Here is a 20349-nt window from a genome sequence, read left to right as displayed (position 1 = left end):
GTCATCATCCGGGCAGCGGCAGGCGGGCAGATGAACATCGCGATCACGATGATCGAGCCAACCGCGTCGAACGCAGCCACCGCTGAGATCGCCGCGACCAGCACCAACGCAAGGCCGAGCGCGCCGGTGCGGATGCCGATCGTGCGGGCGAACCCTTCGTCGAAGGTCGAAATCTTGAGCGGCCGCCAGAACAGTCGGATGAACAGGCTGACGGCCAGCAGCGTGACCGCGATCCGCGGCAGTTCCGGAGGCAATCCGGCCAGCGCCACCGGATCCAGAACCGAGGCCCAGCCCGTCGCGTCCAGCCAGATCAGGCTTTCGAGGTTGCCATACAGCGCGTGTTCCACGTCCAGATGCACGCTCGAGGTGTCGGTCTGTTCCAGCAGCAACACCCCGGCGGCGAACATGGTGGTGAACACCACGCCCATCGCCGCGCCCGGCTCGATCCGGCCCAGCCGCCGGATGGCCTCGATCAGGATCACCGCCACTGCGGCCGCGCCTGCCGCGCCCAGCATCATCGGCCAGGTCGAGATCACCCCGGTCAGCAGAAACGCCACCACGATGCCCGGCAGCACCACATGGCTGATCGCATCGCCGATCAGGGCCTGCCGGCGCAGCAGCAAGAAATTGCCCGGCAGCGCACAGGCCACCGCCGCGCAGATGCCGATCAGCAGTGGCGTCAAGGACAGTGAAACGAATTCTTCACCGCTCATGTGCGCACCTCATGCGGGGGGCCGATTCGTCGGTCGATCTCGTCGATCTGATCGCGGGTCAGGACGGTTTCGATTTCGCGCAGGCCGTCATATTGCGCCGCTGCGGCTTCGTGCGTCTGATCCGCGCGCACGAGGCCCCAGCGCCTTTCGTCGCGCAACGCCTTGGCCGCCCGCGCCCGACCCGCATCGGTGGCCACGCCGTCGGCCCGCATCAGCCCGGACCGGCGCAACAGACGCCGGGTATAGGGTTCATAGACTTCCTGCCCCTGCGCCAAAGCCAAAAGGCCCTGCCGGATATGAACGCGGCGCTGAAACCGCCGGTGACGCACCACCGCGGCCAAGACGCCGCGCACCGGCGCCAGCAACAGCGATAGCGCAAAAAGCGCAAAGCTGATCAGCACGATGATCGGGCCGGTCGGAAGGTTCGGGGCCGAGGCGGATACGGCCGCGCCCAGATACCCCGCCAGCCCCCCGGCGAGCCCCGACAGCAGCACCACCCGATCCGCCCGGTCCGACCAGAACCGCGCCGTAACCGGCGGGATGATCAGAAGGGCCACGACCAGGATCAGGCCGACGATCTTCAAGCCGATCACCGTGACCGCCATCACCAGGCCCATCATCGCCAGGTCAACGCGATGCACCGGCACCCCCGCAGCTGCTGCGTATTCGGCGTCGAAGGCCACCATCAGCATCGGGCGACGCAGGATCATGACCAGCAGCACGGTCGCCGCCCCGCCCACCGCGATGATCAGCGCGTCGGCAAACAGCATCCCCGCGGTCGAGCCCAGCAGGAACCCCTCAAGCCCCGCCTGACGGCCAACGCCCATCGTCTGGATCACCGTCAGCAGCACTACGCCGAACCCGAAGAACACCGACAGAACGGCCCCGATCGCTGCATCCTCGGCCAACCGGGTGCGCCGGGTCAGGCCGTTGATGCACAACAGCCCCACCCAGGCCGACAGCGCCGAGCCCGCCAGCAGGCCGGGCAGGTTGCGCCCCTCGCCGCCCAGCGCCACCATGACCATGAAGGCGATGCAGACGCCCGGCAAGGTCGCATGGCTGATCGCATCGCTGACCAGCGCCCGTTTGCGCAGAAACAGGAAGGTACCGGTCACCCCGGCGGCAAACCCCAGAAGCGTCGCCCCGATGGCGACCAAAGTGGCGTTGTACCCCAGTTGCAGGGTCAGCGCGTCCCACAGCATGGCCTAGCCCAGCGCCCCGGCGATCTGGTCGATCTGCGCCGTGGCCAGACGCCCGCCATAGGTCGCCTGCAGGGTCTCGGCGGTAAAGGCCTCGGCCACGGGGCCTTCGGCGATCTTGCGCGTGTTGATCAAGAACACATGGTCGAAATAATCGGTGACGGTGGCCAGATCATGATGCACGGCGACAACCGTCTTGCCGGCCTGTTTCAACCCCTTCAGAACGCTGATGATGGCCTTTTCGGTGGCGGCGTCGACGCCGGCAAAGGGTTCGTCCAGCAGGTACAGGTCGGCCTCCTGCGCCAGCGCGCGCGCCAGAAAGACACGCTGCTGCTGACCGCCCGACAACTGGCCGATTTGCCGGTCGGCGAATTCATGCATCCCGACCCGATGCAGACAGTCCATCGCGCGGGCCATGTGCCGCATGCGCACCCGGCCCAGCAGGCCCAGTTCGCGCGACATGCCCATCAGGACCACGTCGATCACGCGGGTGGGGAAATCCCAATCGACGCTGGCGCGCTGCGGCACATAGGCGATGCGGGCGCGCTGTTTCTCAAGCGGCCTGCCAAAGACGGTGACCTGCCCGGATACCGGCCGGACGATGCCCAGCGCGGCCTTCAGCAGGGTGGACTTGCCCGCGCCATTCGGGCCGATGATCGCGGTCATCGACCCCGGTTGAACGGTGATGTCCACGGAAAACACGGCTGGTTTCTGGTTGTAGGACACGGTCAGCCCGCGAATGGCCAGCGGGCTGGCCTGAACCGACGGATCGGTCGGGCGGGTGCCCTGTTTCGCGGCAAGCTCAACCATGTCAGGACCCCGCCGCCAGCTTGCCGTCCATGCCGCGCGCGGGCACATCGGCGCCCAGCCCGCGGGCGATGACGGTGAAGTTGTGATCGAGCATGCCGACATAGGTGCCCTCGTAGGTGCCCGGCGCGCCCATCGCGTCCGAGAACAGCTCGCCGCCCACGGCAACGGTGTGCCCCTTGGCCGCCGCCCCCTCGATCAGCGCCCGAACCGACCGGTCGGACACCGAGCTCTCGACGAACACCGCCGACACCTGCCGTTCGACCAGCATGTCGACCAGTTCTCCGATCCGGTTGAGCCCGGCCTCGGACTGGGTGGAAATGCCCTGAATGCCAGTCACCTCGAACCCGTATTCCGCGCCGAAATAGCCAAAGGCGTCATGGGCGGTGACCAGCACCCGCTTGTCCGCGGGGATCTGCGCCAGAACCTGTTGGCCATAGGCATGCAGGCGGTTGATCCGGTCCAGAAACGCCTGGGTGTTCGCAGCGAACAGGTCGGCAGCCTCGGGGCGCGCCTCGGTCAGGGCCTGCTGCACCTCGATCACGACGTCGCGCCACAGGACCGGGCTCATCCACAGATGCGGGTCGTACTTGTCGGCATAATCGTCATGAGCGCGCAGTTTCGACTTGTCGACCCCCTCGGCCACGGCCACCACCGGGCGCTTGCGGCCGAGATCGTGAAAGAAATCTTCCATCTGCGCCTCGAGATACAGGCCGTGCCACAGAACCAGGTCGGCGCGGGTCATGGCGACGATGTCGCTGCGGGTCTGACGATAGGCATGGGGGTCCACGCCGGGGCCCATCAACGATTTCACCTCGACCTGGTCGCCCCCGATCTGACGCACCGCGTCGGCGATCATGCCGGTCGTGGCCACCACCTTCAGCGGCGCCCCGGCCAATCCGGCAACCGGAAGCGTGGCAGCAACGGCAAGCGCGGCAAGAAACTGACGGCGAATCATTTTTGACCTCGGGTTGGGTTCATGTTGACCCCAAATATGAGAACCATTCGCAACTAAGTCAATGCAATTGCGAATTACTCGCAAGAAAACGCCTATTTTGTCCATTTGGTCAAAAACCTGATGCCCGCAGCACGCGACACCTTTCCTTCGCCGGCCTGCCGTGCGATTTTGGCGCAAACCTCCCAAAGGACGTGACAATGGATACGCAGAGCTCAGAAAGCCCCGTGCGCACCGCGCATCTGCCGCAAGTGACCGAGCCCCGAAACCCCGGCATGGAACTGGACCTGGACTGGGTCCGCGCCGTGCAGGCCAACACCTCGGCCATCGAGCGCCGCGCCGCGACCCTGCCTGGGCGCCGGTCGGTCAAGAAAGAATACCAAGCCGCCTGGCTGCTGAAGGCGATCACCATGATCGACCTGACCACCCTTTCGGGCGATGACACCGAGGGCCGCGTTCGCCGCCTATGCGCCAAGGCCCGGCAGCCGATGTCCCCCGCCCTGCTGAGGGCGCTGGACATGCCGCCGATCACCACCGGCGCGGTCTGTGTCTATCACGACATGATTGAAACGGCGGTGGATGCGCTGACAGGCACCGGCATTCCGGTCGCGGCCGTGTCCACCGGCTTTCCGGCGGGTCTGTCGCCCTTTCACCTGCGCGTGGCCGAGATCGAGGAAAGCGTGAAGGCCGGGGCCGAGGAGATCGACATCGTGATCTCGCGCCGCCATGTGCTGCAGGGCGACTGGCAGGCGCTGTATGACGAGATGAAGGCGTTCCGCGCAGCCTGCGGCGAGGCGCATGTCAAAGCGATCCTCGCCACCGGCGAGCTGGGCAGCCTGCGCAACGTGGCGCGCGCCTCGCTGGTCTGCATGATGGCGGGGGCAGATTTCATCAAGACCTCGACCGGCAAGGAAAGCGTCAACGCCACCCTGCCCGTGTCGCTGGTCATGATCCGAGCGATCCGTGATTACTATGACCGTACCGGCTATCGCGTGGGCTACAAGCCTGCGGGCGGGATTTCCAAGGCCAAGGATGCGCTGGTTTACCTGTCGCTGATCAAGGACGAGCTGGGCGACCGCTGGCTGCAACCCGACCTGTTCCGCTTTGGCGCCTCGTCCCTGCTGGGCGATATCGAGCGGCAGTTGGAACATTTCGTCACCGGGGCATACTCGGCCGGTTACCGGCACCCTATGGGCTGAGGACAGGAACAATGACAGTCAAAGAGATTTTCGAGACCATGGAATACGGACCCGCCCCGGAAAGTGCCGCCGAGGCCCTGGCATGGCTGGTCGATCAGGGCGACAAGTTCGGCCATTTCATCGACGGCACCTTCACCAAGCCGGGCCAAGGGTTTGAAAGCCGCAACCCGGCCACGGGCGAGGTTCTGGCGACCCTAACCCAAGCCACCCAGGCCGATGTGGACGCCGCCGTGGCCGCCGCGCGAAAGGCGCAACCCAAATGGGAAAAGCTGGGCGGCCCGGCCCGCGCCCGCTACCTCTATGCCATCGCGCGGCTGATCCAGAAACACGCCCGCCTGTTCGCAGTGCTCGAGACGCTGGACAACGGCAAGCCGATCCGGGAATCGCGCGACATCGACATTCCGCTGGTACAGCGGCATTTCTACTATCACGCAGGCATGGCCCAGTTGATGGAAGCCGAGCTGCCCGACGCGCAGGCGCTGGGGGTCTGCGGCCAGATCATTCCGTGGAACTTCCCGCTGCTGATGCTGGCGTGGAAGGTGGCCCCGGCGCTGGCCATGGGCAACACGGTTGTTCTGAAGCCGGCCGAATACACCTCGCTGACGGCGCTGCTGTTTGCTGATATCTGCATGCAGGCCGGTCTGCCCAAGGGCGTGGTCAACATCGTCACCGGCGACGGCACGGTGGGCGAGATGATCGTAAAGGCGGACGTGGACAAGATCGCCTTTACCGGCTCGACGATCGTGGGGCGCCGCATCCGCGAGGCCACCGCCGGGTCGGGCACGGCCCTCACGCTCGAGCTGGGCGGCAAGTCGCCCTACATCGTCTTTGACGATGCCGACATCGACAGTGCCATCGAGGGTCTGGTCGATGCGATCTGGTTCAACCAGGGTCAGGTCTGCTGCGCGGGGTCGCGCCTGCTGGTGCAGGAGGGCATCGCCGAGCGGTTCTATGCCAAGCTGCGCGCCCGCATGGACACGCTGCGCATCGGCAACCCGCTGGACAAATGCATCGACGTGGGCGCCGTGGTGGATCCGGTGCAGTTGCAGACCATCAAGTCGATGGTCGAGGGCAACGCGGTGGGCCAGGTTTACCAGCCCGCCTGCGAGTTGCCGTCGAATGGCTGCTACTACCCGCCGACGCTGATCACCGGACTCGAGACCTCGGACCCGCTGATGCAGGAGGAGATATTCGGCCCGGTTCTGGTCTCGTCGACCTTCCGCACCCCGGCCGAGGCGGTCGAACTGGCCAACAACACCCGTTACGGGCTGGCCGCAACGGTCTGGACCGAGAACGTCAACCTTGCGCTGGACATCGCGCCCAAGCTGGTCGCGGGCGTGGTCTGGGTCAATGCCACCAACCTGTTCGACGCGGCCGCGGGCTTTGGCGGCGTGCGCGAAAGCGGCTTTGGCCGCGAAGGTGGCTGGGAAGGGCTGAGCGCCTATACCAAGCCCAAGGGTAAAACCAAGCCGCTGGCCAAGATCGAACCTATCGTGGGCGAAGGTGGCCCGGTCGATCCGATCGACCGCACCGCCAAACTGTATGTCGGCGGCAAGCAGGCGCGACCTGATGGCGGCTATTCCCGCGCGATCTGGGGCAAGGCGGGCCTACTGGGCCATGTGGGTCTGGCCAACCGCAAAGACGTGCGCAACGCGGTCGAGGCCGCGGCGGGGGCGGCGGGCTGGTCGAAAACCACCGGCCATCTACGGGCGCAGATCCTGTATTACATCGGCGAGAACCTCTCGGCCCGCGCCGAGGAGTTCGCGCATCGCATCGACGCGATGACCGGCCGCAAGGACGGTGCGAAAGAGGTCGACGCCGCGATCCAGCGCCTGTTCACCGCCGCCGCCTGGGCCGACAAGTATGACGGCCAGGTGCATGGCGTTCCGATCCGCGGCGTGGCGATTGCGATGAAGGAACCGGTTGGCGTGATCGGCACGCTTTGCGCTGACGAGGCGCCGCTGCTGGGTCTGGTCTCGGCCATGGCCCCGGCGATCGCGATGGGCAACCGGGTGGTTCTGGTGGCGTCCGAGCCCTATCCGCTGGCGGCCACCGATTTCTATCAGGTGCTGGACACCTCGGACGTGCCCGCCGGCGTGGTGAACATCCTGACCGGTAGCCACGAGGAACTGGCCAAACCGCTGGCCTCGCATCTGAACGTGGATGCGGTCTGGTCCTTCTCGTCGTCGAACCTGTCGGCACAGATCGAGAAAGCCTCGGCCGGGAACCTCAAGCGGACCTGGGTGAATAACGCGACGGCATTTGACTGGAGCGTGGACCACACCCGCCGCTTCCTGCAGGCTGCGACCGAGATCAAGAACATCTGGGTGCCCTACGGCGAGTAGGGCTCCCGCATCAGGGGGAGGCTCTGCATGGACTTCGCAGGAAAGACGGTGATCGTCATTGGTGGCACCAGCGGTATCAACCGGGGCATCGCCGAGGCCTTCGCGGCCTCGGGCGCGAAACTGGCCGTGGCCAGCCGCTCGCAGGAGAAGGTGGACGACACCATCGCCGCGCTGAAGACGGCGGGCGCGGCCGAGGCGATCGGCGCGGCCTTTGACGTGCGTGATGCTGAGGCGGTCGCCGAGGGGCTGAAACAGTTCCACGCGGCGCTCGGTGATTTCGACGTTCTGGTTTCCGGGGCGGCGGGCAACTTCCCGGCGCTTATGGCGGAAATGTCGGTCAACGCCTTCCGCACCGTGGTCGAGATCGACCTGATGGGCACCGTGCATGTTCTGAAAGGCGCCTATCCCTATCTGAAACGGCCCGGCGGCAACATCATCAACATCTCGGCCCCGCAATCCTACCTGCCCTACGAGGGCCAGGCCCATGTCTGCGCGGCCAAGGCAGGGGTCGATCAGATCACCCGCACCCTGTCGATGGAATGGGGCGTGGAAGGCATCCGGGTGAACTCGGTGGTGCCGGGTTTCATCGAGGGCACCGAGGGCGCCAAGCGTCTGGCCCCCACACCCGACGCGGGCAAGCAGTTGCTTCAGGACGTGCCTCTGGGCCGCTGGGGCACGCCGCAGGACGTGGCCAATGCCTGCCTGTTTCTGGCCTCGGACATGGCCAGCTATATCAGCGGGACGGTTCTGGCCGTGGACGGGGCGCTGTATCAGCGCGGCTCGGGCCGGTTCGGCCAGATGATGGGGCAGATGCTGCGCGACATGGCCGGCAACAAGGGCTGAGCACCGCTCAGCCCCGCGCCTCAGTTCGTTGTCTCGAGCCCCTCGGGTTTGCCCACCACCACGAAATGCAGCCCGTCGGGGTCCAGCAGCTCGGCCGCGACGCGGTTCACCTCGTCCAGCGTCACCGCGTTCACCTTGTCGTTGCGGGTGGCGATGTAGTCGATCGGCAGGCCTTCCATCTGCATCCCCACCATGATCCCCGCGATCCGGGCATTGCCGTCGAAGCGCAGGGGATAGGCACCGGTCAGATAGGTCTTGGCGTCATCCAGCTCTTTCTGCGTCACGCCTTCGGTCGCGGCGCGGCGCCATTCGTCACGGATCACCGTGATCGCCTGCGCGATCCGATCATTGGCTGAGGACACCGACCCCAGATAGACCGAGGCCAGATCCTTGGGCACCAGATAGGTCCCAACGCCATAGGTCAGGCCGCGCTTCTCGCGCACTTCCTGCATCAGACGGCTTTCGAAACCGCCGCCGCCGAGGATGTGGTTCAGGATGTAGGCCGCGAAGAAATCCGAGTCGTCGCGGTCGATGCCCTTCTGGCCGAACAGGGCCACCGATTGCGGCGTGTCGAATTCGACCACCGTGACGCCGCCGGGGATGTTCACCTGCGCCTTTCCGGGAATCGGCTTGCCCGTCTCGGGCAGATCGGCCAGCAGATGGTCCAGCAGCGCGCCCAGTTCGTCGGGGGTGATGTCGCCCACGGCGCCCACATACAGCCGGTCCTTGGCAAAGACGCCCTTGTGGGCCGCCACGATGTCATCGCGGGTCAGGGCCGAAACGCTTTCGATCGTGCCCTTCCCGTCCGAGCCGTAAGGGTGATCGCCATAGGCCATCCGGGCAAAGGTCTGCCCCGCGATGGTGTTCGGGTCAGTCTGGTCGGACCGCAACCCCGACAGCACCTGCGCCCGCACCCGGTCGATCGCATCCTGATCGAACCGCGGCTGCTGGATCGTGGTGCGCAGCAAGTCCACCGCCTGATCGCGATTTTCGGTCAGGAACTGGGCCGAGATCGCCACGCTGTCATCCGACGCGTCATAGCCGAAGGACACCGCCAGCGACTCCAGCGCCCGCGCGTAGCTGCGCGCATCCATGTCTCCCGCACCTTCCTCCAGCAGGCCACTCATCAGGTAGACCGCGCCGCGCTTGTCGGGTTCGTCCAGCGAGGTACCCCCACGGAACCGCAACTCCAGCGCAGTGAACGGGATCGAGTGATCCTCGACCAGCCAGGCCCGGATGCCACCAGGCGAGGTGACCTCTTGAATCTTGATTTCGGCCCAGGCGGGCAGCGCGAACAGCAGGGCAATCAGGGGGGCAAGGAAACGGATCATTGGGTTACCTCGTCATCACGCATCAGCCATCCGGTGACCGAAGCCTCGGGACGCAGAACGTCGCGCGCGGCAGCGATGATGTCGTCGCCGGTGACGGCTTGCAGGATGTCGGGCCAGGCCTGCACGTCCTCGACCGTCAGACCGCTGGTCAGCGCCCGGCCATAGCGGTTGCCGATTCCGTCGACATTGTCGCGGGCATAGATCTGCGCGGCACGCAGTTGCAGCTTGATCCGGTCCAGATCCTCTTGCTTGACGCCCTCGGCGATGAAATCGGCCACCGCCTGATCCATCGCCTCTTCGGCCTGTTGCAGCGACACGCCCTGCGCAGGCACGACGATCAGGTCAAAGGTCGTGTCATCCAGCGACACCCCGCGATAGAACGCCCCGGCATAGACCGCCAATTGCTGCTCGAGCTGCAGCTTTTCGTTCAGGTAGGATGTGGTGCTACCGCCCAGCAGCTCGGCCAGCAAGTACAGCGCCGCGGCCTTCTCCTGCGCGCCAGCGTCGCGTTCGGGTGCAAGGTAGCTGCGTTGGACATAAGGCTGCGACACCCGCGCATCCTTGAAGGTGAGGCGCCGGGCGGCGGTCTGAGGCGGCTCCTGCGAGCGGACCCGCTCGGGCAGGTCGGGGTTGGCCGGGATCACGCCGTAATAAGTCTCGGCAAGGGTCCTGACCTCGGCCGGGTCCACATCGCCGGTCACCACCAGGATCGCGTTGTTGGGCGCGTAATAAGTCTGGTAGAAGGACAGCGCGTCCTCCATGTCCAGTTCTTCCATCTCGTGCTTCCAGCCGATCACCGGAACGCCGTAGCGGTGGTTGAGGTACTGCGCCGCGCTCATCTGTTCACCGAACAGGGCGCGGGGGTTGTTTTCGGTGCGCTGGTTGCGCTCTTCCAGGATCACGTCGCGTTCGGTTGCGATGTCCTCCTGCGAGAGCCTCAGGTTGCGCATCCGGTCGGCCTCCATCTTCATCATCAGGCCCAGCCGATCGGCGGCCACGCGCTGGAAATAGGCCGTATAGTCATACGAGGTGAAGGCATTGTCATTGCCGCCATTGGCCGCGACGGTGGCCGACAGCTCGCCGGGGGCCATGCTGTCGGTGCCCTTGAACAGAAGATGTTCCAGGAAATGCGCCACGCCGGATGATCCCACCGGCTCGTCCGCCGATCCGGCCCGGTACCAGACCATGTGCTGCACGACCGGAGCGCGGTGATCCTCGATCACCACCACGTCCATACCGTTGTCCAAGGTAAAGGTGGTCACGGCCTCGTGCCCGGTTCCGGCCAGAACCGGGGCTGCGGCTGTCAGTGCGGCGCAAAACGCCAGAACCCGAACCATGGGGCATCCTCCGTCTGTGTCGTTGGTTTTCAAACTACGGTGGCGCCGGGCGGGATCAAGAGCGATGACGGAAAGTTAAGGATTATTCATCCGGCGGGAAGGACGGGGTTTCATATCCCTGTCGGCGGAAAGCTTCGGCCTGCTGCCCGGCGTCGATCGACTCGCGCTTGTAGACCTGCGAGTAGCGGTCAACCTTGAACAGGCGCAGACGGGTCCAGCGCGCCTGGCGCGTGCGGAAGGCCTCGTCCTCGGCGGCCAGCGCCTGCCGGGTGTCGGGCGCCACGCCATAGCGGCTGGAAGCCGTGACCAGCGCCGCATCCGACGACGGGATGCCGCCCGCGGGCTTCAGCGCCGCCGCATTGCCGCCCAGCGCGGCCACCGCGTCACCTTTGGGGTTGGGATCGGTCAGGTTCTCGCCGCCCGGTGTGGGGGCGGGCAGAAAGGCATAATCCTTGGGCTGGGTCAGCGGCTTGACCGGCATCACCGAAAACTCGTCAGGCCCCGAGCCGGGCGCTTCGAGATGGCGCAGGCCGATATCGGAACATCCCGCGGCAAGGGCGGCGAGTGTCAGGGCAATGGTTGCGCGCGGCATCCGCATCTTGGTCTCCAGCCTGTTTCAGGCGCTTTTATCGCATAACATCCGGCGCGTCACGAGGGCTTTTTGCCATCCAGCAGTATCAGCCCCAGCGCGCCGGCAAAGATGAACACGTCGGCCAGGTTGAACACATAGGGGTTGTTGATGCCGCAGCAGGACATGTTCAGGAAATCCAGAACATACCCGTACAGCACCCGATCGACCACATTGCCCAGCGCTCCGCCGATCAGCAAACCGCCGCAGATCACCATGCGGACGGGCTGCGCGCTGCGCCACAGCCAGATCGCCACGCCCGCGCAGACGGCCAGCGACACGGCCACCAGCGCCCAGCGTGCGGCTTCGGAATTGCCTTGAAACAGGCCGAAATTGATGCCGCGATTCTCGCCGTACCGAAAGGTCAGCAGCGGCGGCAGCACGTCGATACCGCCGGGCCGGTCGGCCACGCGCAACACGTGGACGACCAGATATTTGCTGAGCTGGTCGATCGCAAATGCGGCCAGCCCCGCCCAGAGCAGAACCCGGACCCGCATCAGTGACGGAAGTGCCGAATGCCGGTGAACACCATGGCCAGACCCGCCTCGTCGGCGGCGGCGATCACCTCGTCATCGCGCATCGACCCGCCCGGCTGGATCACGCAGGTTGCGCCTGCGGCAGCAGCCTCCATCAGCCCGTCGGGGAAGGGGAAGAACGCGTCCGAGGCTACGGCCGAGCCGATGGTCAGCGGTTCGGGCAGGCCCAGGGTTTCGGCCATGCGCTCGGCCTTCTTGGCAGCGATCAGCGCCGAATCCACCCGGCTCATCTGACCGGCGCCGACGCCCACCGTGGCCTCGTTCTTGACGTAGACGATGGCGTTCGACTTGACGTGCTTGGCCACTTTCCAGGCAAACAGCAGATCGCGCATCTGCTCGGGCGTGGGGGCCAGCTTGGTTACGACCTTCAGGTCATCCATCTCGACATGGCCGTTGTCCTTGTCCTGCACCAGCAGCCCGCCGGCCACCTGGCGGAAGGCCAGCCCGCCCGCGCGTGGGTCGGGCAGCGCCTCGGTGGTCAGCAGGCGCAGGTTCTTCTTGGCGGCAAAGATCGCTTTGGCCTCGTCGGTGGCGCCCGGGGCGATCACGACCTCGGTGAAGATGCCGGTGATTTCGCGCGCGGTTTCCGCGTCCAGCGGCCGGTTCAGCGCGACGATCCCGCCAAAGGCCGAGGTCCGGTCGCAGTCGAAAGCGGCCTTGTATGCCTCGAGCAACGTCGCGCCCTTGGCCACGCCGCAGGGGTTCGCGTGCTTGATGATGGCGCATGCGGCACTGTCGCGCGGGTCGAACTCGGCCACCAATTCAAAGGCGGCGTCGGTATCGTTGATGTTGTTGTAGCTCAGCTCTTTGCCCTGATGCTGCACGGCGGTGGCGACGCCGGAACGCCCCGAGCCATCGACATAGAACGCCGCCTGCTGGTGGCTGTTCTCGCCATAGCGCAGGGGCTGTTTCAGCTCACCAGCGAACACGCGGCGCTTGGGGGTGTCGATCTGCAGTGCGTCGGCCAGCCAGCTGGACACGGCCGCGTCATAGGCTCCGGTGCGGGCATAGGCCTTCTGCGCCAGCCACTGGCGGAAGCCCAGCGACGTCTTGCCGTAGTTTTCCTCAAGCTGATCCAGCAGGGCCGAGTAGTCTTCGACATCGACCACCACGTTGACGAACGCGTGGTTCTTGGCCGCGGCGCGGATCATCGCCGGGCCGCCGATGTCGATGTTTTCGATGCATTCGTCGTAGCCTGCGCCCTTGGCCACCGTTTCCTCGAACGGGTAGAGGTTGACCACCAGTAGGTCGATCGGGCCGATGCCATGCTCCTGCATCGCCGCCACATGGGCGTCATTGTCGCGCAGCGCCAGCAGGCCACCATGCACCATAGGGTGCAGCGTCTTGACCCGGCCATCCATCATCTCGGGGAAACCTGTAACGTCGCTGACATCCTTGACCGCAAGCCCCGCATCGCGCAGCGCCTTGGCGGTGCCGCCGGTCGACAGCAGCTCGACCCCGCGGTCGGCCAGGGCCTTGCCCAGTTCGATCAATCCGGTCTTGTCGGAAACGGAAAGCAACGCGCGGCGCACGGGGTGAAGGTCGGTCATGGGTCCAAAGGTCCTTTTGGCTCAGTCGAAATCGGGCTCGTCCCGGTGCACGTCGCGCACGGCATAGGCTGTATCCTGCGCCTTGCTCAGCGTCCACCGGATGCGCGTCGCATACTCGATTGCGCGGCCGGATAGAACGATCTGTTTTGTCGCGCGGGGCTTCAGACGGCCTTTTTCCAGATAAACGCTTGGCTCAAGAGACAATTTTCCGGCGCCGTCATGGCGAAAAACCCAGATCTCGCCGCTTTTGAGCGCCATCGAAACCGCAGACCCCCCCAGATCCAGCGCGGCGTCCACGTCCGGATGCAGGTGAAACCGGATATCAAAACCGATCCCTGACAGCTTGGATGCGTCAACCGCCCGGTCAAATTGGCGTTTTGCCTTGTCGGTGGCCGTCAGAAGGATGTCTTCACCGGTTACCTCCCGCCCGTCAAAGCGCAGCTCGATCGTACGGGCATGGGTAAGCCCGAACACCTTGGCGTACCCATCATGGCCCGCCATCACGCGCGCGCCTTCGAACGAATCTTCGAACTCCACCGGCACCTCGCTCGGGGCGTCCACCATTGCTTCGTTCGCGGTTCCCTTGGCCGGAGCAGCCAACCGGGCGCTGGAGTATCCATCCAGGCAAAGGGTCGAATGCGAAGGCGTGGCGCGCCCTGCCCGACGCCACTCCAACCCGAAGCTTTCGCCCGAACCGCAATTGACGATCAATGGCCGCCGCCCCGAGGTCAGTTCGAAAGCCAGTGTCGAGGCGTGCGCCATATACGAGGCCGCCCCTTTGGCCGGGGGTGCTGCGTCGATGATCACCGTGGTGCGGGCGGCGGCCAGACGGGCATAGCCCATGGTCAGACCTTTGACGGGTTTGGGTTTGACCCCGCTTTGGGCAAGCGCCTGTTCCAATCGGCCTTCTACACCGCGGCCACCGCCGTGAAACCGGGCCAGCCCGCCGTCGGCATGACGCAGGCTGCGCAGGGTCGGAGCAATCCGTTTGATTGCTGCCGTCTGAGCGGCGGGCGTGCCGCGCCCGACTTCGCTGAGCGCAGCGGATGTCCAGGCCAGCAGGGTAAAAACCTCAAGCAATTCCTCCGGATTCCGCGTGGGAATGCCGCCTTGGGCGTCGATCTGGGCCTCGCATTCCCGCGCCAGGGCCCGAACGGCCGGGTCCGAGATGTCTTCCATCCCCTCCAGCGCCAATCCTGCCTGAACCAAGCCTGCCAAAGCCTCGAAGCGCGGCAATCCCGGTGTCGCCGCGTGCCAGCGTTTGGACAGGAACCATGTCTGCTGTGACAGAGATCGGAAAAACAGGCGGCTGTGGGCCTCGTCCATACCGCGCAGCAGAAACAGCGCGTGATTGATCCAGCGGATCAGGCGGCGTCCGGTCAGGTCCGGGGCCCAACCCGGACCCTGCCCCTTGCCGTGGGTCTCGATCCAACCCCAGACCCAGCGTTGCGCCTTTTCCCGCGCCGCGGCATCACCCACTGCTGCCAGATCGTCCAGCCAGGCAAATCCATGCCGTTCATCCTCGAACGCAGCGTTGGGGGCTTGAACCTCCCACAGGCCGGTATCGCGGGCCTCAACCAGAAAACCGGCAAACAAGAGATTTCCGGCCACCAGCTGCCGCCCGCGCGCAAATGAACCGACGGTGCGCGGCTCGGGCTGACCGGCAAAGCCGCTGACGGGCTTGCGGCGCTGGCTGAGACGCGCATACAGACGGTTCTGAAACCGCACCCATCGGTTGGCCATGGTGTCCGAATTCGACATGACGTGTGTTGCTCTGCCCCTGCCGCTCTGCTGGCGTTTGAACCAACGATAGCCGGGCCGGTTCGTCAAGTCATCGAAAAGCGACCGGTCAGGCCGATTTGTTCAGGCAGGCGATGTAGAACCCATCCATGCCGCCCAGATCGGGCCAATAATCGGGACGCAGGCGCAACCCGCCTTCATCGGTCAGCCAGTCGGGCTGAACGCCGGGCACCTGCAGCGCGGCGCGGTCCACCTGCATGTCGGGATGTTGTGGTAGAGCCTCTTCAATCTGCACTTCGCCTTCGTCGGGCAGCAGCGAGCAGGTGCAATAAACCAGCCGCCCGCCGGGTTTCAGCAGGGTCCAGGCATGGGCCAGCATCCGGGCCTGCAATGCGATCAGGCCGCCGAATTCGGAGCCGTCCTTGGCAAAGGGCAGATCCGGGTGACGCCGGATGGTGCCGGTCGCCGAACAGGGCGCGTCCAGCAGGATCGCATCGTACTGGCCCTGATGGTCCAGCGCGTCGCCGGCGACCACCCGGGCCGACAGCCCGGTCCGTTCGAGATTTTCCCGCACCCGCGACAGCCGGGCCTCGGAAATGTCCAGCGCGGTGACCTCGGCCCCCGCCGCCGCCAGTTGCAGCGTCTTGCCGCCGGGCGCGGCGCACATGTCCAGAACCCGCTCGCCGGGCCGGGGGGCCAGAATCCGCGCCGGCAGGGCAGCGGCGGCATCCTGCACCCACCAGTCTCCGCTCGCATAACCCGGCAGGGCCGAGACCTGACCCGCGTCAGCAACCCGAACCGAGCCGGTCGGAAGTTCGGTGCCCATGGGGATCGTTGCACCGGGTTTTGGCGAAAGATCCAGCGGCGCGCCGGCGAAATGGGCCTGCTCCATGCCCTTGACCGCATCCGCACCCCACGCCGCGATCAGCGGTTCGCGCAGCCAGTCCGGCAGGCGCGGCACCCGCATCTTCGGCCAGGCCTCGGGGCCTTCGGCCGCGATCTTGCGCAGAACCGCGTTGACCAGCCCCTTGAGCCGCCCGTGCTTGCGCGAGCGGCCGATGATCTCGACCATCGCGTTCACAACGCCATGCGCGGCCTCGCCTTGGCACAGTTCGACCGTTCCCAGACGCAGCGCGTTTTGGACGGTCAAAGCCGGTGTGCGCCGCAGATGCCCCTCCAGCAGGCGGTCGGCGCGTTCAAGTCCGCGCAAGGTCTCCAGCGTCAGCCGCTGCGCCCGCGCGCGGTCTTCGGGAGCAAGGCGATCCAGCGCCCCGGCCGCCAGGCATTCGGACAGCAAGCGCCCCTCGCCCAGGATCTGATCCAGCAGATAGATGACGCTGCGCCGCGCCGCTGTCGGGGTGTTGGACATGAAACCGCCTTTGCAAGGTTTTCGCCCGCATTGCCATCAGCGGACGAGGGCGTATATCAAGGCCATGCACGGAAAGGAACCCGATGTCATGAGCGACGACCGCACAGATCTGCCACCCGCCGCCCAGCGCGCCTTGGCCGAGGCCGAAGAGCGCCGGCGCAAGGCCGAAGCAGAGGCCAAACCCCTGCCCAAGGAACTTGGCGGGCGCGACGGCCCCGATCCCGCGCGCTATGGCGATTGGGAGAAGAAGGGCATCGCGATCGATTTCTGACCGCTCAGACTGCCGCGCGCAGGGCCTGCAGGAAATCGCCGATCAGGGCCTGCTGCTTTTTCGACTGCGCCCGGTCCCGCGGCCATGTCAGCCAGTATCCGTCGCGGGTTTCCAGGTCGAGACGCCCCAGCCGGATCAGGCGGCCCGAGGCCAGATCCACCGAGGCCAGGGCGACCGACCCCAGAACGACCCCCAGCCCCTGCCGCGCCGCGCTCAGGGCATGTTCCATCGAGTCAAAGCTCAGACCGGCGCGTGGCAGGTCTGTATCGCCTGTCTTCTGCATCCAGTCCTGCCAGCCGGGCCGTTCGCCGCGCAGGTCGATCACCGGCGCGCCCCAGTCGACGCCCGGTGCCGCCATCGGGGTCAGAATCTCGGGCGCGATCAGGTCCGCGGCGCGCCCCGGCCAGTTGCCACGCCCATAGCGGATCTGAAGCCAGGTCCGCTCGTCCTCCAGCGAGGACCGCCGGGCCACCGAATCCGTGGTGACCTGCACCTCGGGCCGCAGGGCGCGAAAGCCCCCCAGGCTGGGCAACACCAGCGCCTGGATATGCGAGGACAGCCCGGCCACCCGCAGCGCGCGCGGGGCGGTGCCGAACAGATCCTCGGTGTTGCGTTCCAACGCGCGCAGGCTGTCCTGCACCAGCGGCAGATAGCTTTCGCCCTCGACCGTCAGCGACACGCCGCGCGCCTCGCGCACGAACAGGGACCGGCCCAGCCAGGATTCCAGATTGGCGATGCGCTGGCTGACCGCCGCCTGAGTCAGGCCGAACTCGCGCGCCGCGGCCGAAAATCCGCCCAGCCGCCCGGCCGCCTCGAACACGCGCAGCCAGTCCAGCGGGGGCAGGCCGACCTTTTTCTTGCTCATTAGATTTTCCAACCCTCAGAGGAAACAAGACTTAATTGTCGTAATGCCATATCGCGCGTATCTCCTCAATCAAAGCCTGCGCTGAACAGGAGAGTCCCATGCTGCGCTACGCCACCCATGGCCCGGCGGTCGTTTCGGTTGAGTTCGAAGACGGCACCCGCGCCCGTTTCCACGCCATCTGGCTGCGCGACAATGCGCTGGACCCGCAGACGCGCGACCCCGGCAACGGCCAGCGCCTGATCACGATCGGCGACATTCCGGCAGAGATCGCGATTCAAGCGGCCGAGGTGGCGGGCGGTGACCTGCAGGTGACCTTCGCCCCCGAAGACAAGACCGTCATCTTCCCCGCAAACTGGCTGGCCGCGCATGTCTATGATCGGGACCAGACCCGCCCGATGGGCTGGCTGTCGCCCGGCATCACCACTTGGGACGGCGGGTTCGCGGCCCCGGCCGGCGACTGGACGCAGGTGCATGAAATCCCCGCCGCCAAGCGCGACTGGCTGGCGGCGGTCGCCGAATACGGCTTTGCCAAGCTGACCAACGGCCCGACGGAACCCGGTTCGCTGCTGAAGGTCGCCGATCTGTTCGGCTATGTGCGCGAGACCAACTATGGCCCCTATTTCGAGGTTCGGACCGAGGTGAACCCGACCAACCTGGCCTATACCGGCCTTGGCCTGCAGGCGCATACCGACAACCCCTATCGCGACCCGGTCCCCACGTTGCAGATCCTCTATTGCCTGGAAAACAGCGCCGAAGGCGGGGAGTCGATCGTGGTCGACGGCTTTCGCGCGGCCCAGCGCTTGCGCGCCGAAAACCCCGAAGGCTTTGCCCTGCTGGCCGGCTATCCCGCGCGGTTCGAATACCGCGGTTCGGACGGGGTCTGCCTGCGCGCGCGCCGCCCGATGATCGAGCTGTCGCCCGATGGCGAATTGATCGGCATCCGCTTCAACAACCGGTCCTCGGCCCCGTTCGTGGATGTGCCCTTCGACCGGATGGAGGCCTATTACGCCGCCTACCGCCGTTTGGGCGAGATCATCGACGACCCGGCCATGGGCGTGGCGTTCAAGCTGGAACCGGGCGAGAGCTTCATCGTCGACAACACCCGCGTCCTGCATGCGCGTCTGGGATATTCGGGTGCCGGGTCGCGCTGGCTGCAGGGATGCTATGCCGACAAGGACGGGCTGCTGTCGACCCTCGCCGCTATGCGGATGGCGCAACCGGAGGCGGCGGAATGAAACCCGATTTCCAGACCCTGACCCGCGACAACATCGTGGCCTTCATCGCCGATATCTTCGACCGGCGCGGAGGCGAGGAATACCTGGGCGAGCCGGTCACCATGGCCCAGCACATGCTGCAGGGCGCCACCATCGCCGAGCAGAACGGCATGCCCGAAGAGATCATCGTGGGCGCTCTGCTGCACGATATCGGACATTTCACCTCGGAATTCGGCACCTACCACCCCGACGACACCGAGGACCGCCACCACGAGGATGCCGGCGCCGAGATGCTGGAGCGGTTCTTTCCGTCGGTCATCACCGATTGCTGCCGCTATCACGTCGCGGCCAAGCGATATCTGTGTGCAACCAAGCCCGAGTATTTCAACCGCCTGTCGGCGGCCTCGGTCCATACGCTGGAATTGCAGGGCGGCCCGATGAGCGCCGAGGAAGTCGCCGCATTCGAGGCCAACCCGAACCTGAAGGAAATCATCCAGGTCCGGTATCTGGACGAGGCCGGCAAACGGCCCGACATGGACACCCCCGGCTTCGACCATTTCGCGCCGATGGTTCAGCGCATGGTCGACCGGCATCTGGGCGAGGGTTAAAGCCCCAGCACATCCACCATGTCGTATTGGCCGGGGGCCTTGCCCTGCCCCCAAAGCGCCGCCTTCAGCGCGCCTCGGGCAAAGATCGCCCGGTCGGTCGCCACGTGGCGCAGCACGATCCGTTCGCCCGCCGCGGCGAACAGCACGTCGTGTTCGCCAACGATGTCGCCACCGCGGATGGCGTGAAAGCCGATATGGCCCCGCTGCCGGGCGCCGGTGATCCCGTCGCGGCCCCGGTCGGCGAAATCGGCAAGGTCTACGCCCCGCCCTTCGGCCGCGGCCTCGCCCAGCATCAGAGCCGTTCCCGAAGGCGCATCGACCTTGTGATGGTGATGGGCTTCGATCACCTCGATGTCGAAATCCTCGTCCAGCGCGGCGGCGACCTTTTTGGTCAGCTGCACCAGCAGGTTCACGCCCAAGCTCATGTTGCCCGCCCGCACGATCACCGCATGGCGCGCAGCAGGTTCCAGCGCAGCGATCTGTTCATCGCTCATGCCGGTTGTGCCGATCACATGCACGCAGCGCGCCTGCGCCGCCAGTGCGGCGAACTCCAGCGTCGCCTCGGGCGCGGTGAAGTCGATCACCGCCTGGGCTTGCGCAAAGGCCTCGAGCGGATCGTTGGTGACGGTCACGCCCAGCGGCTGGGCGCCCATCGCGGTGCCAACGTCCTGACCGATCCAGTCATGGCCAGCGCGCTCGACCGCGCCGACCAGCCGCGCCTGATCGCTGTCGGTGATGGTCTTGATCAGCATCTGCCCCATCCGGCCCGAAGCCCCGGTCACGACAATTCCCGGAATATGCGTCATTGCGCTGGTCCTTCTTCTGAAATTCGGCTCAAA

Annotated in this window: 19 protein-coding genes; 6 read left to right on the top strand and 13 right to left on the bottom strand. The window is 65.9% G+C overall.

Annotated features, from left to right (window positions below):
* The 4 genes from AC2FMN_RS16160 to AC2FMN_RS16145 all read right to left on the bottom strand — a co-directional run.
* The coding region (locus tag AC2FMN_RS16160) for a metal ABC transporter permease (protein ID WP_496689418.1) at positions 1-713 on the bottom strand (713 nt) is incomplete at its 3' end.
* On the bottom strand, positions 710-1915 hold the full coding sequence (locus AC2FMN_RS16155; RefSeq protein ID WP_496689416.1) for a metal ABC transporter permease: 1206 nt from the start codon (positions 1913-1915) through the stop codon (positions 710-712). The genes AC2FMN_RS16160 and AC2FMN_RS16155, both read right to left, overlap by 4 nt.
* Before the next feature lie 3 nt (positions 1916-1918).
* A complete protein-coding gene (locus AC2FMN_RS16150; RefSeq protein ID WP_496680610.1) occupies positions 1919-2722 on the bottom strand; it encodes a metal ABC transporter ATP-binding protein in 804 nt (267 codons plus the stop codon).
* Between the two features lies 1 nt (position 2723).
* On the bottom strand, positions 2724-3677 hold the full coding sequence (locus AC2FMN_RS16145) for a metal ABC transporter solute-binding protein, Zn/Mn family (protein WP_496689415.1): 954 nt from the start codon (positions 3675-3677) through the stop codon (positions 2724-2726).
* A gap of 197 nt (positions 3678-3874) precedes the next feature.
* Between AC2FMN_RS16145 and deoC the strand changes: the two genes are divergently transcribed.
* The 3 genes from deoC to AC2FMN_RS16130 are packed head-to-tail and all read left to right on the top strand — an operon-like array spanning position 3875 to position 8061.
* On the top strand, positions 3875-4873 hold the full coding sequence (gene deoC, locus AC2FMN_RS16140; RefSeq protein WP_496689413.1) for a deoxyribose-phosphate aldolase: 999 nt from the start codon (positions 3875-3877) through the stop codon (positions 4871-4873).
* A gap of 11 nt (positions 4874-4884) precedes the next feature.
* The gene (locus AC2FMN_RS16135) at positions 4885-7218 is read left to right on the top strand and encodes an aldehyde dehydrogenase family protein (protein ID WP_496689411.1); all 2334 of its coding nucleotides are present in this window, start codon (positions 4885-4887) and stop codon (positions 7216-7218) included.
* Between the two features lie 27 nt (positions 7219-7245).
* Positions 7246-8061, top strand: a complete 816-nt coding sequence (locus AC2FMN_RS16130; protein WP_496680600.1) for an SDR family oxidoreductase — start codon at positions 7246-7248, stop codon at positions 8059-8061.
* A gap of 20 nt (positions 8062-8081) precedes the next feature.
* Here the strand turns inward: AC2FMN_RS16130 and AC2FMN_RS16125 are convergent, their stop codons facing one another.
* The 7 genes from AC2FMN_RS16125 to AC2FMN_RS16095 all read right to left on the bottom strand — a co-directional run bounded on the left by AC2FMN_RS16125 (position 8082) and on the right by AC2FMN_RS16095 (position 16552).
* Positions 8082-9392 carry a M16 family metallopeptidase gene (locus tag AC2FMN_RS16125; protein WP_496689410.1) on the bottom strand — a complete coding sequence of 437 codons (1311 nt, stop codon included), beginning with the start codon at positions 9390-9392 and terminating at the stop codon, positions 8082-8084.
* Entirely contained in the window at positions 9389-10729 is a 1341-nt protein-coding gene (locus tag AC2FMN_RS16120; protein ID WP_496689408.1) for a M16 family metallopeptidase, read from the bottom strand. The genes AC2FMN_RS16125 and AC2FMN_RS16120 overlap by 4 nt, the downstream gene beginning before the upstream one ends.
* A gap of 82 nt (positions 10730-10811) precedes the next feature.
* Entirely contained in the window at positions 10812-11327 is a 516-nt protein-coding gene (locus tag AC2FMN_RS16115) for a DUF3035 domain-containing protein (protein WP_496680591.1), read from the bottom strand.
* A gap of 50 nt (positions 11328-11377) precedes the next feature.
* Positions 11378-11854 carry a signal peptidase II gene (gene lspA / locus AC2FMN_RS16110; protein ID WP_490360251.1) on the bottom strand — a complete coding sequence of 159 codons (477 nt, stop codon included), beginning with the start codon at positions 11852-11854 and terminating at the stop codon, positions 11378-11380.
* On the bottom strand, positions 11854-13443 hold the full coding sequence (gene purH, locus AC2FMN_RS16105) for a bifunctional phosphoribosylaminoimidazolecarboxamide formyltransferase/IMP cyclohydrolase (protein WP_496689407.1): 1590 nt from the start codon (positions 13441-13443) through the stop codon (positions 11854-11856). Before purH ends, lspA begins: the two co-directional genes overlap by 1 nt.
* 21 nt (positions 13444-13464) lie before the next feature.
* A complete protein-coding gene (locus tag AC2FMN_RS16100) occupies positions 13465-15204 on the bottom strand; it encodes a heparinase II/III family protein (RefSeq protein WP_496689405.1) in 1740 nt (579 codons plus the stop codon).
* Between the two features lie 88 nt (positions 15205-15292).
* Positions 15293-16552: an RsmB/NOP family class I SAM-dependent RNA methyltransferase gene (locus AC2FMN_RS16095; RefSeq protein WP_496689403.1), complete on the bottom strand. Its 1260-nt coding sequence runs from the start codon at positions 16550-16552 to the stop codon at positions 15293-15295.
* An 88-nt stretch (positions 16553-16640) separates the two neighbouring features.
* Here AC2FMN_RS16095 and AC2FMN_RS16090 point away from each other — a divergent pair, with 88 nt between their 5' ends.
* Complete coding sequence (locus tag AC2FMN_RS16090) at positions 16641-16823, top strand: DUF1674 domain-containing protein (protein WP_093964397.1); 183 nt, start codon at positions 16641-16643, stop codon at positions 16821-16823.
* A 4-nt stretch (positions 16824-16827) separates the two neighbouring features.
* Here the strand turns inward: AC2FMN_RS16090 and AC2FMN_RS16085 are convergent, their stop codons facing one another.
* Positions 16828-17688, bottom strand: coding sequence for a LysR family transcriptional regulator (locus tag AC2FMN_RS16085; RefSeq protein ID WP_496683321.1), 861 nt, complete (start codon positions 17686-17688; stop codon positions 16828-16830).
* A gap of 98 nt (positions 17689-17786) precedes the next feature.
* Here AC2FMN_RS16085 and tmpA point away from each other — a divergent pair, with 98 nt between their 5' ends.
* Positions 17787-18923 carry a 2-trimethylaminoethylphosphonate dioxygenase gene (gene tmpA / locus AC2FMN_RS16080; RefSeq protein ID WP_496689401.1) on the top strand — a complete coding sequence of 379 codons (1137 nt, stop codon included), beginning with the start codon at positions 17787-17789 and terminating at the stop codon, positions 18921-18923.
* Positions 18920-19510 carry a (R)-1-hydroxy-2-trimethylaminoethylphosphonate oxygenase gene (gene tmpB, locus AC2FMN_RS16075; RefSeq protein ID WP_496683315.1) on the top strand — a complete coding sequence of 197 codons (591 nt, stop codon included), beginning with the start codon at positions 18920-18922 and terminating at the stop codon, positions 19508-19510. Before tmpA ends, tmpB begins: the two co-directional genes overlap by 4 nt.
* Here the strand turns inward: tmpB and dapB are convergent.
* Positions 19507-20316, bottom strand: coding sequence for a 4-hydroxy-tetrahydrodipicolinate reductase (gene dapB, locus AC2FMN_RS16070; protein WP_496689399.1), 810 nt, complete (start codon positions 20314-20316; stop codon positions 19507-19509). The genes tmpB and dapB overlap by 4 nt on opposite strands.
* Between the last annotated feature and the right edge of the window lie 33 nt (positions 20317-20349).

It is taken from the genome of Ruegeria sp. BHSC037 (assembly GCF_059613045.1).
Note: the sequence above shows the minus strand (reverse complement) of the source record. Positions and strands in the feature narration are given on the sequence as shown.

Coding starts and splice junctions, on each gene's coding strand:
- AC2FMN_RS16155 (WP_496689416.1), bottom strand. CDS start 1,915: ATGCTGTGGGACGCGCTGACCCTGCAACTGGGGTACAACGCCACTTTG.
- AC2FMN_RS16150 (WP_496680610.1), bottom strand. CDS start 2,722: ATGGTTGAGCTTGCCGCGAAACAGGGCACCCGCCCGACCGATCCGTCG.
- AC2FMN_RS16145 (WP_496689415.1), bottom strand. CDS start 3,677: ATGATTCGCCGTCAGTTTCTTGCCGCGCTTGCCGTTGCTGCCACGCTT.
- deoC (WP_496689413.1), top strand. CDS start 3,875: ATGGATACGCAGAGCTCAGAAAGCCCCGTGCGCACCGCGCATCTGCCG.
- AC2FMN_RS16135 (WP_496689411.1), top strand. CDS start 4,885: ATGACAGTCAAAGAGATTTTCGAGACCATGGAATACGGACCCGCCCCG.
- AC2FMN_RS16130 (WP_496680600.1), top strand. CDS start 7,246: ATGGACTTCGCAGGAAAGACGGTGATCGTCATTGGTGGCACCAGCGGT.
- AC2FMN_RS16125 (WP_496689410.1), bottom strand. CDS start 9,392: ATGATCCGTTTCCTTGCCCCCCTGATTGCCCTGCTGTTCGCGCTGCCC.
- AC2FMN_RS16120 (WP_496689408.1), bottom strand. CDS start 10,729: ATGGTTCGGGTTCTGGCGTTTTGCGCCGCACTGACAGCCGCAGCCCCG.
- AC2FMN_RS16115 (WP_496680591.1), bottom strand. CDS start 11,327: ATGCGGATGCCGCGCGCAACCATTGCCCTGACACTCGCCGCCCTTGCC.
- lspA (WP_490360251.1), bottom strand. CDS start 11,854: ATGCGGGTCCGGGTTCTGCTCTGGGCGGGGCTGGCCGCATTTGCGATC.
- purH (WP_496689407.1), bottom strand. CDS start 13,443: ATGACCGACCTTCACCCCGTGCGCCGCGCGTTGCTTTCCGTTTCCGAC.
- AC2FMN_RS16100 (WP_496689405.1), bottom strand. CDS start 15,204: ATGTCGAATTCGGACACCATGGCCAACCGATGGGTGCGGTTTCAGAAC.
- AC2FMN_RS16095 (WP_496689403.1), bottom strand. CDS start 16,552: ATGTCCAACACCCCGACAGCGGCGCGGCGCAGCGTCATCTATCTGCTG.
- AC2FMN_RS16090 (WP_093964397.1), top strand. CDS start 16,641: ATGAGCGACGACCGCACAGATCTGCCACCCGCCGCCCAGCGCGCCTTG.
- AC2FMN_RS16085 (WP_496683321.1), bottom strand. CDS start 17,688: ATGAGCAAGAAAAAGGTCGGCCTGCCCCCGCTGGACTGGCTGCGCGTG.
- tmpA (WP_496689401.1), top strand. CDS start 17,787: ATGCTGCGCTACGCCACCCATGGCCCGGCGGTCGTTTCGGTTGAGTTC.
- tmpB (WP_496683315.1), top strand. CDS start 18,920: ATGAAACCCGATTTCCAGACCCTGACCCGCGACAACATCGTGGCCTTC.
- dapB (WP_496689399.1), bottom strand. CDS start 20,316: ATGACGCATATTCCGGGAATTGTCGTGACCGGGGCTTCGGGCCGGATG.